Source organism: Sphingomonas sp., assembly GCF_035758555.1.
In the GTDB taxonomy this organism is placed as follows: Bacteria; Pseudomonadota; Alphaproteobacteria; order Sphingomonadales; family Sphingomonadaceae; genus Sphingomonas_B.
Map to the genome: position 1 here is coordinate 1 of NZ_DASTXI010000194.1, position 8,422 is coordinate 8,422.

Annotated in this window: 10 protein-coding genes; 4 read left to right on the forward strand and 6 right to left on the reverse strand. The window is 68.1% G+C overall.

Features of this window, described 5'->3' with window-relative positions; translation table 11 throughout:
• The 3 genes from VFT73_RS11530 to VFT73_RS11540 all read right to left on the reverse strand — a co-directional run.
• The coding region (locus VFT73_RS11530; protein ID WP_326411170.1) for a TonB-dependent receptor plug domain-containing protein at window positions 1-641 on the reverse strand (641 nt) is incomplete at its 3' end.
• A gap of 287 nt (window positions 642-928) precedes the next feature.
• Complete coding sequence (locus tag VFT73_RS11535) at window positions 929-1,786, reverse strand: MucR family transcriptional regulator (RefSeq protein WP_326411172.1); 858 nt, start codon at window positions 1,784-1,786, stop codon at window positions 929-931.
• Window positions 1,786-3,153 (reverse strand): PLP-dependent aminotransferase family protein, encoded by a 1,368-nt coding sequence (locus VFT73_RS11540; protein ID WP_326411174.1) that lies wholly within the window; start codon window positions 3,151-3,153, stop codon window positions 1,786-1,788. The genes VFT73_RS11535 and VFT73_RS11540 overlap by 1 nt, the downstream gene beginning before the upstream one ends.
• A 234-nt stretch (window positions 3,154-3,387) precedes the next feature.
• Between VFT73_RS11540 and VFT73_RS11545 the strand changes: the two genes are divergently transcribed.
• Both VFT73_RS11545 and VFT73_RS11550 read left to right on the forward strand, forming a co-directional pair.
• Window positions 3,388-4,416: a sensor histidine kinase gene (locus VFT73_RS11545; protein WP_326411176.1), complete on the forward strand. Its 1,029-nt coding sequence runs from the start codon at window positions 3,388-3,390 to the stop codon at window positions 4,414-4,416.
• Complete coding sequence (locus tag VFT73_RS11550; RefSeq protein ID WP_326411178.1) at window positions 4,413-5,183, forward strand: LytTR family DNA-binding domain-containing protein; 771 nt, start codon at window positions 4,413-4,415, stop codon at window positions 5,181-5,183. Before VFT73_RS11545 ends, VFT73_RS11550 begins: the two co-directional genes overlap by 4 nt.
• Window positions 5,184-5,185: 2 nt before the next feature.
• On the opposite strand, the gene VFT73_RS11555 is transcribed toward VFT73_RS11550, so the two are convergent.
• Window positions 5,186-5,359, reverse strand: a complete 174-nt coding sequence (locus VFT73_RS11555) for a hypothetical protein (RefSeq protein WP_326411180.1) — start codon at window positions 5,357-5,359, stop codon at window positions 5,186-5,188.
• A gap of 73 nt (window positions 5,360-5,432) precedes the next feature.
• The gene (locus tag VFT73_RS11560; protein ID WP_326411183.1) at window positions 5,433-6,110 is read right to left on the reverse strand and encodes a response regulator transcription factor; all 678 of its coding nucleotides are present in this window, start codon (window positions 6,108-6,110) and stop codon (window positions 5,433-5,435) included.
• Between the two features lie 202 nt (window positions 6,111-6,312).
• Between VFT73_RS11560 and VFT73_RS11565 the strand changes: the two genes are divergently transcribed.
• Entirely contained in the window at window positions 6,313-6,735 is a 423-nt protein-coding gene (locus tag VFT73_RS11565; RefSeq protein ID WP_326411185.1) for a BLUF domain-containing protein, read from the forward strand.
• On the opposite strand, the gene VFT73_RS11570 is transcribed toward VFT73_RS11565, so the two are convergent.
• Window positions 6,683-7,888 carry a sensor histidine kinase gene (locus VFT73_RS11570; RefSeq protein ID WP_326411188.1) on the reverse strand — a complete coding sequence of 402 codons (1,206 nt, stop codon included), beginning with the start codon at window positions 7,886-7,888 and terminating at the stop codon, window positions 6,683-6,685. The two genes, VFT73_RS11565 and VFT73_RS11570, sit on opposite strands and share 53 nt — an antisense overlap.
• An 85-nt stretch (window positions 7,889-7,973) precedes the next feature.
• Here VFT73_RS11570 and VFT73_RS11575 point away from each other — a divergent pair, with 85 nt between their 5' ends.
• Window positions 7,974-8,312, forward strand: a complete 339-nt coding sequence (locus VFT73_RS11575) for an arsenate reductase family protein (RefSeq protein ID WP_326411191.1) — start codon at window positions 7,974-7,976, stop codon at window positions 8,310-8,312.
• Window positions 8,313-8,422: the final 110 nt, after the last annotated feature.

An 8,422-nucleotide genomic window follows, 5' to 3' on the forward strand; every position in this document is an offset into this window, starting at 1 on the left:
CCGCGGCCGTCGTCGAAGCTCGCGCCCAAGGTCGCGTCGACGCGGAAGATGTTACCGTCGCCGCGCTCGGTGATCTGCTCGGACGCGGAGAGCTCGAGACCGGTGAAGTCCTTCTTGGTGATGAAGTTCACCACGCCGGAAACCGCATCCGCGCCATAGGTCGTCGATGCGCCGCCGGTTAGCACTTCGGTGCGCTCGATCAGCGCCAGCGGGATGTTGTTCAGGTCGACGCGGCCGATCTGGTTGGACGGGGCGATGCGCACGCCGTCCAGCAGCACCAGGTTGCGGTTTGAACCCAGACCGCGCAGGTTGGCGAACGAGGCGCCGCCATTGCCGTTGTTGACGGCCGAGCCAGTCGACGGAACGACACCCGGCACTTCGCGGAGCAGCTGCTCGGCGACGTTGGTCTGCCTGAGCTCCACTTCTTCCGACGTGGTCACGTTGACCGGCGTCGAGCGCTCCAGGTTCGGGTTGGTGATCAGCGATCCGGTGACGACGATCGTCCCCTGGTCCGCGGCGGGCGCCGCTTCCGCGGTCTGCTGCGGCGTGTCCTGGGCGAGAGCCGGACCGGCGCACAGCGCCGCGGTCGCCGCGCTCAGCGACAACAAGGTCCGGAGCCGCGAAGTGGTAGCAATAGGCATGCAAAATCCCCTTATTGTTACTGCACTTTGGCAGTCACGATCGGGGGTAGCGGGCGGCCTTGACGAGGAAAGAACCAGACTTGGAGGGCCAATGGGTCCAGTTTGGTGAGCGCCGGTTGGGGCCGGAATCGCAAAGGCTAAAATCGTTTTGTTTCAGCTTCTTGGCTTTGACCGCTGGCGAAACGGAGCGGACGAGAGCCGGGCCGCGAAGCTGCTGAAATTCGCCGCAGAGGCGCTTTTGAAGCGGCCGTGTTGCAGCGCTGCAACACCGGCCGGCTCGACCGAAATCAGGCCGCCGCGGAGCAGGCCTGGTGACCCCGCCGGATGCCGAAGCCGGCGCTGAGCGCCAGTGCCCGGCGGCGTTCCGAATAGCTCGCCGCGACCATCGGATAATCGTCATCGAGGTCGAAGCAGCGGCGGTAATCGGCGGGCGTCATGCCGTAGCGGGCGATGTGCCGGGTCAGCGACCGGTACGGCCGGCCGTCGATCATCGAGATGATGTGATCGTCCGATGCGAGCGATTCCTCGACCGACACCGCCGGCGGGAAGCCGCCGTGCAGGCCGCGCCGCGCCTGCTGGCGCGCGATCGATTGCAGTGCGCCCGGGGTCAGATAGGCGGCGATGTAGATCAGCGACATCAGCTCGCCCAGTTCGCTCTCGTTCGGCGCCGCGCCGCCCTCGTTCTGGGCCAGCACGGTCAGGCAGGCGGCGACCATCACCAGCGCGCAGGTCTCGCTGCCGCGTCCGCAGCCATGCTGGCGCAGCCGCGCCTGGACCAGGGTCGTCAGCTTCGCCCGCACGCGCGCATTGGCCTTGGCGTGATTGAGCGCGTCGACCAGCCCCGGCATTGTCCAAAGCCTGCCGAAGCCCGCGATGAAGCCGCTGCTGTCGCCCTTCAGCGCGGCATCGAACGCTGCGTCGAACATCGGCAGCGCGAGCGCCCAGAGCGTCTCCACCGGATCGGCGTAGAGGCGGTAGAACGTCGAGCGGGCGATGTCGCAGCCGTCGGCAATGTCGGCGACCGAAATGTGGTGGAATTCGCGCTCAGCCAGCAATTCGCTGAACTTCGCCTCGATGCGGGCGGCGGTGGTCTGGGTGCGGCCCTTGCGGCCGCGGACGCGGAAGACCTGTTCGGAAGCGTACATCAGGAATGCCCTTGCGAGAGTTCGGACAGGATGGCGGCGGTCAGGCGCGGCCCTTCGGCGCGGATCGTCTCCGGCGTTGCGCCCAGGCCCAGCAGCAGCCTGGAGTCGGTGCCGGAGCAGGCGCTGCCGCCGAGCCGCTCGGCGGCGAGCCGGGCGGCGACCGCACGCGCCCGGCCGGGGCCGACATCGATGCCCAGATGCAGCCCGGCGCGGTTGACGCGCGCCGGATCGGCGATGGCGCCCAGGCAATCGATCAGCGCCGCCCGCCGCTCCGCATAGGCCTGGCGCCGGCGGCGGAGGTGCCGCGCGAAATGGCCTTCTGCGATAAAGGCTTCGAGCGCCAGCTGCGAGGCAAGGCTGGCGCGGCCGCCGACGATCGCGTGGGCGTCCCGCAGCGGCTCGACCAGCGCCGCCGGAGCGACCAGAAAGGCGACGCAGAGGCCCGGAAAGAGGATGCGGTTGAAGCTGCCGGCGAGCAGCACGCGCGCGCCGTCTTCCGCTGCCAGCGGCGGCAGCGGCGTTTCGTCGAACCACAGCTCCGAATCGCGGTCGTCCTCGAGAACCCAGCCGCCGCAGCCGCGCGCCCAATCGAGCAGCCACGGCCGCGCGGCGCCATCGAAACCGGTGCAGGCGAGCGGCGCCGGGATGTCGGCCGGCTCGCCGCCGATCACCTCCAGCCGGGCCCCGCGCGCTGCGAGGAGATGGCGCACCGAGGGCCGGCTCGCCGCTTCGATCAGCGTGGCGTCGCCGGCGCGGAGCAATGTCGCCGCCACCAGGTCGATCGCTGCAGTCGCGGTCGGCACGATCAGGATCTGGTCCGGGTGGCAGCGCAGCCCGCGCGGTGCGCACACCAGCCGCGCGATCGTCTCGCGCAGGCCCGCGTCGCCGGCCGGATCGGCAGTGACGAGGTGGTGCGGCTCGATCTGGGCCCAGGCGCGGGCCTGCAGCTGCTTCCAGACCTGCGCCGGGAACAGATCGGCGGCGGGCCGTTCGGGCGCGAACGGCGGCAGCTCGGCCGCATCGCGCGCTCTGGGCTGCGGCGGTGCAACAGCCGGCGCGACGGCTGGCCCGATCGAGACATAGACGCCCGAGCGGCTGCGCGATTCCGCCCAGCCGTCCGCAATCAGCTGCTCGACCGCCAGGATCGCGGTGTTGCGGGAGACCTTGAGGTCGGCCGCCAGCGTGCGGGACGACGGCAGCCGCGTACCCGGTGGCCAGACGCCGTCGAGGATGAAGGTGCGCAGACGCTTGTAGAGACCCTGGTAAAGGCCGCCCTGCGGTTCGGGAAGGAGGTCGGCAGGCAGGAACGCAGGCGCACGGGACCGGCCCGCGCCCTCCATTTCCCGCATCGCCAGCACGCCACCCACGATCGCAACCCTCCACGTTTCGGGCAGGAGGATGATGCGACAAAGGGTCGAACTGTAGCGTGCGTTCGACAAGCGGCGATTCGGCGGTGACGAAAGTTGCCGCGATTCTGCGAATGGCGAATGGCGGCGGACGAACGGCTCTCGACTTACGCGACGTCAGGTGCCGATATGCGGGCCATGGACCGGACGACCCTCGCGCAGACACGGGCAACGTGGCGATCCAAGGCCCGAGTCATGCGCGCTGGCCTGAAGATGAGCCTGATTTATTGGACGGTGTTGCTGGCCACGCTTACCGGCGTGGCACGCATCGACGGCTGGGACACCTGGGCGACATTTGCGATCCGCTGTCTGATGACGGCCTTCGCGGTGGCGATGAGCTGGCTCATCATCCTGCTTGTCACGCACTATCGAAATCCGGACTTCACCTTCAAGGCGATCCTTGTCTGCGTTGCCGCCGTGGCGGTTTCGACCACCCATGCGCTGGTTGCCTATGGCGCGTACCGGTTCGCCTCCAGGAACATGTCGCCGATGATGCTGAGCGCCATGCTCCAGAACATCCTGTTCTGGGCGGGCGCTTATCTCGGCTGGTCCGCGCTGTTCCTCGCTCAGCAATATAGCGCGGAAGTGGTGGACCGCGAACGGCAGCTCTCCGAACTGCGCGAGCAGGCCTATGGCGCGCAGATGCGGGCGCTGCGCTATCAGATCAACCCGCATTTCCTGTTCAACACGCTGAACGCGCTGGCGACGCTGATCGAGGAACGCGACGTCGGCCCGGCCGAGCGGATGGTGCTGTCGCTGTCTGCTTTCCTGCGCTCGACGCTGGCGCTCGACCCGATGCAGGACATCACGCTGGCCGAGGAGCTGGACATCCAGACCCGTTATCTGGAGATCGAACGCGAGCGGTTTTCGGACCGTCTGACGGTGGACATGGAGGTTCCGGCCGAACTGCACCGCGCGAAGGTGCCCAGCCTGATCCTCCAGCCGCTGGTCGAAAACGCGGTCAAGCACGGCGTCGGCGCGGTCGACGGCGCAGTCCGCATCCGGATCGGCGCGAGCGCGGATCGCAACATCCTGAGCGTCCATGTCGAGAATGAGGCGCCGGAGCAGCCGCGGCTGTCGTCCGGCACCGGGCTCGGCCTGAAGAATGTCGCCGAGCGGCTGGCCACGAGGTTCGGCGAGGCCGGAAAGCTGAGCGGCGGCCAGATGCCCGACGGGCGTTTCCGCGCGACCGTGTCGCTGCCGCTCCGGTTCACGCCGACATGATCCGCGCGCTGATCCTCGACGACGAGCCGCTTGCCCGGCGGCGCATCCGGCGTGCGCTGGCGCCGCTCGATGGCGTGGAGGTGGTTGGGGAGGCCGGCAGTATCCGCGACGGCCGCGCGCTGATTGCCGCGCACAATCCCAACCTGCTGCTGCTCGACGTGCAGATGCCCAACGGCAGCGGCTTCGACTTGCTGGCGGAGCTGGAAGGATCGGCACCGGCGATCATCTTCGTCACTGCGTTCGACCAATATGCGATCGCCGCATTCGATGCGCGCGCGGTCGATTATGTGCTGAAGCCCGTTGCGTTCGACCGGCTCGCGCTGGCCGTCGAGCGGGCCCGCGGCGTCATCGCCCGACAGGAGGAGGAACAGCAGCTGGCGGAGCTGCGCAGTGTCGTTTCGGCGCTGCGCGGCGAGCTCAAGGAGCGGGCGGATACGGATGCCTGCTTCTGGGTCACGTCGCGCGGCGAGACCTTCCGCGTGCCCGCGATCGACATCGTCTGGATCCAGGCCGAGCGCGACTATGTGCGGCTGCACACGCCCCAACGGTCATATCTTTATCACGAGAGCCTGGCCTCGATGGCCGATCGGCTGGACCCGGCCAGCTTCATCCGCGTGCACCGCAGCGCGATCATTCACCGGCGGCGGCTGCGAAGCTTCCGGCGCGGCCAGTTCGCATCGTTGACTGCCGTGCTGGACGACGGCACCGAAGTGCGCGTCGGCCGCACCTATGAGCGGCTGATCCGGACTGCGCTGAAAGACGTGTGAGGCTAGGCGGCAATATCCGTCGCGGGCGGCAGCGATGCGCGCTGCAGCCGCTGCGCACGCTCTTCGAGCTCGCGCGCCAGGTCTTCGAGCGCGCGAATGTCGTCGCGGTTGGTCAATCCTCCCGCGAGCATCCGGCACTTCTGCGCCTGTGCGTGCAACTGAGTCGCCTCGATCATGGCCGTGAGCAAAGCCGATCCGCAGCGCCGCCGCTACTGGGCGCGCGACGAAATGGCGGATTGTTTCGACGAGTTAATGAGCGGCCGCCGGCTGCCCCAGGTCCATCCCGGCGCGGAACGCCAGCCGCAACGCCTCAGGCAGCGTGCGGACGCCCAGGCGGTCGAACATGGTCGCGCGGTGCATCTCCACGGTGCGGACGCTCAGGTCGAGCGCGATCGCCACTTCCTTGTTCGACTTGCCGTCGGACAGCAGCGCCAGCACGTCGCGTTCGCGCGGGGTCAGCCCCTCGATCAGCCGTTCGGCCTCGCGCCGCTCGCGGTCTTCCTCGACGTCGCGCGACAACATAGAGAAGGCCCGCTCAAGCGCCTCGATCAGCACCGGCTCCTCGAATGGCTTTTCGAGGAAATCGACCGCGCCGAGCTTCATCGCCCGCACCGCCGTGCCGATATCGCCGTGCCCGGTCATCAGGATCAGCGGCAGCCGCTTCAGCCGGCTTCCGAGCCGTTCGATGATCGTCAGCCCGTCGAGCCCCGGCATACGAATATCCAGCAGCACGCAGCCGGGCGCCAGATCGGGCGCGTCGGCCAGGAAATCCTCGCCGCTCAAATAAGGCCGCGGGAGAAAATCGGCTGCCTTCAGGAAAAAGCCGAGCGATCGTCGCACGTCGCTTTCGTCGTCCACCACATAGACGATCCGTTCCGACGCGCTTTCATGGCCCGAAGTCCGGGCCGGTCCCTGTTTGAACATCATGACGGTTCACCCGCCCTTGAATGGGGGCCAACGGGCCCGGATACGGGTCAACCAGCGATCGCGCCCGGCGGTTCCTTCGGCGGCTTCCGGTGAGCAAACCGCCGCCCCGGCGCGTTATGCCGTAGCACTACGGTGCCGGTATTTGCGAAACGCTCAGGTCCGGCCGGTAGCGCGCCCCGCCTCTCATCAGGAAAGGTCGCGCGTGTACTCGCTTGTCTATGTCTCGAAGAGCCTGCTGCCCATCGGCCAGGCTTCTGCCGAGATCCAGTCGATCGTGGAGGTCGCGACCGCCCGCAATGCCGCCGCCGGCGTCACCGGCGCGCTGCTCTTTACCGGTACCCGATTCGCGCAGCTGCTCGAAGGCGACGAGGAAGCCGTGCTCGCGATCATGGCAAGCATCGCCGCCGATGAAAGGCACTGCGACGTCGTCATCATCGACCAGGGGCCGGCGGCGGCGCGGTGCTTCGCCGACTGGTCGCTGGTCTATGTCGGCCATTCGACCTTTGCGTCCGGCATCGTCGAACGCGCGCTCGCCGAAAGCGGCCAGTCGGATGGCTATGCGCTGCGCAATCTCATTCGCCTGCTGCGGGAGCTTGCCCGTCCACTGGCGCCACGGGGAGCGTGAAGCGGATCGTAGCACCCGGCCCTGCTTTGGCGTCGATCCAGATCGTGCCGCCATGCGCCTCCACGATCATGCGGCAGATCGACAGGCCGACGCCCATGCCGTCGGCCCGGGTGGTGTAGAGCGGATCGAAAATGCGCGGCGCCGCTTCCGGGGGGATGCCCGGACCCGTGTCGCTGACCGACACTTCGCAATAGCCGGGCGGGCCTGGCTCTGTCCGGATCACGATGCTGCGCTTCGGGCTCTGCTCCATCGCGGCGATGGCATTGCGGATCAGGTTGACCAGCACCTGCCGGATCTGGATGCGATCGGCGAACACGAAGCAATCGCCGTCGGGGCGGACCCGGCAGTCGACTCCCGCCGCCGAAGGGTCGTTCATCGCGAAGCGGCAGGCCTCTTCGATCAGCGCCGGCAGATTTTCCCGTCGCGTCTCGATCGTGCCGCGCGTCACGAACTCGCGAACGCGGCGGACGATCTCGGACGCGCGCACCGTGTTGCGATCAGCCTCTTCCAATCCTTCGGCCAGGTCCGGCTTGCCGGCGCCTTCCACACCGCCGAGCATGCGCTTGCAGCCGCGGACATATTGGGCGATCGCGGTCAGCGGCTGGTTCAGATCGTGCGCGATCGCCGTGGCCATCGCCCCCATCGCGCTCAATCGGGACACATGCGCGAGTTCAGTCTGAGCGCGGCGATAGGCGTCCTCCGCCTCGTGGCGCTCCTGGATGTCTTCCAATGTTCCGTACCAGACCCGATCGCCGGCGCTCGGATCGCCGCGCTTGGCGGCGCGGGCATAGCACCAGCGATAGCTCCCATCGGCGCCCCTCATCCGCCACTCGCGTTCGAAGCGCCGCCCGGTCCATACGGCGCGCGTCCAGGCCTGCAGCAACGGCTCAAGGTCCTCCGGATGCACGAAGTCCACCCAGTCCGTGCCAAGCGCGCGCTGCAGCGGGGCACCCGTCCATTCCCGCCAGCGCTTGCCGACTGCGGTGACGCGCCCTTCGCGGTCGGCGGTCCAGGGCACCAGGCTGCTGAGCTCGATGACGTGCCGGTACAGCTCCTCGCTTTCGCGCAGCTGCTCCTGCGCCTGCTCCAGCTCGGCATCCCGCTCCGCGATTTCCGCGGCGATGCGCGCGTCGTCGGCCGGGTCGGCAATCATGCTGCACCTCCGATTCGTCAACGAAACGGAACGCGACCCGATCCATCCCTTTCCAAGCCGGGCCATCTGTGCTGAGCCGAGCCCTATGAAAGCGACCATTTTCCACAATCCGCGCTGCGGCACTTCGCGCAGCACCTTGGCGATGCTGGAGGCCGAACCCGGCATCGAGCTGACCGTGATCGACTATCTGAAGACGCCGCCTTCGCGCGACGCGCTTGCCCGGCTCTACGAACGTGCCGGGATCAGCCCGCGCGAGGGCCTGCGAACCAAGGAAGCGGCGGCCGCCGCGCTCGCCGGCGCCGGCGACGCCGCGATTCTCGACGCGATGGCGGCCGACCCGATCCTGATCGAGCGCCCGCTGGTGGAGACGGAAAAAGGCGTCCGCCTCTGCCGCCCGGCCGAAAAGCTGCGCGAGATTCTCTAGAACCGATCGCTTACATCACATCGTCACCCCGGCCTTGAGCCGGGGTGACGGAAACGAGATTCAGGCCTGCCCGGTCGCGTCCTGCTTGCGCGCGGCCTTTTCGCCGAGAT

Coding starts and splice junctions, on each gene's coding strand:
- VFT73_RS11550 (WP_326411178.1), top strand. CDS start 4,413: ATGATCCGCGCGCTGATCCTCGACGACGAGCCGCTTGCCCGGCGGCGC.
- VFT73_RS11560 (WP_326411183.1), bottom strand. CDS start 6,110: ATGATGTTCAAACAGGGACCGGCCCGGACTTCGGGCCATGAAAGCGCG.
- VFT73_RS11575 (WP_326411191.1), top strand. CDS start 7,974: ATGAAAGCGACCATTTTCCACAATCCGCGCTGCGGCACTTCGCGCAGC.
- VFT73_RS11570 (WP_326411188.1), bottom strand. CDS start 7,888: ATGATTGCCGACCCGGCCGACGACGCGCGCATCGCCGCGGAAATCGCG.
- VFT73_RS11535 (WP_326411172.1), bottom strand. CDS start 1,786: ATGTACGCTTCCGAACAGGTCTTCCGCGTCCGCGGCCGCAAGGGCCGC.
- VFT73_RS11545 (WP_326411176.1), top strand. CDS start 3,388: ATGCGCGCTGGCCTGAAGATGAGCCTGATTTATTGGACGGTGTTGCTG.
- VFT73_RS11555 (WP_326411180.1), bottom strand. CDS start 5,359: ATGATCGAGGCGACTCAGTTGCACGCACAGGCGCAGAAGTGCCGGATG.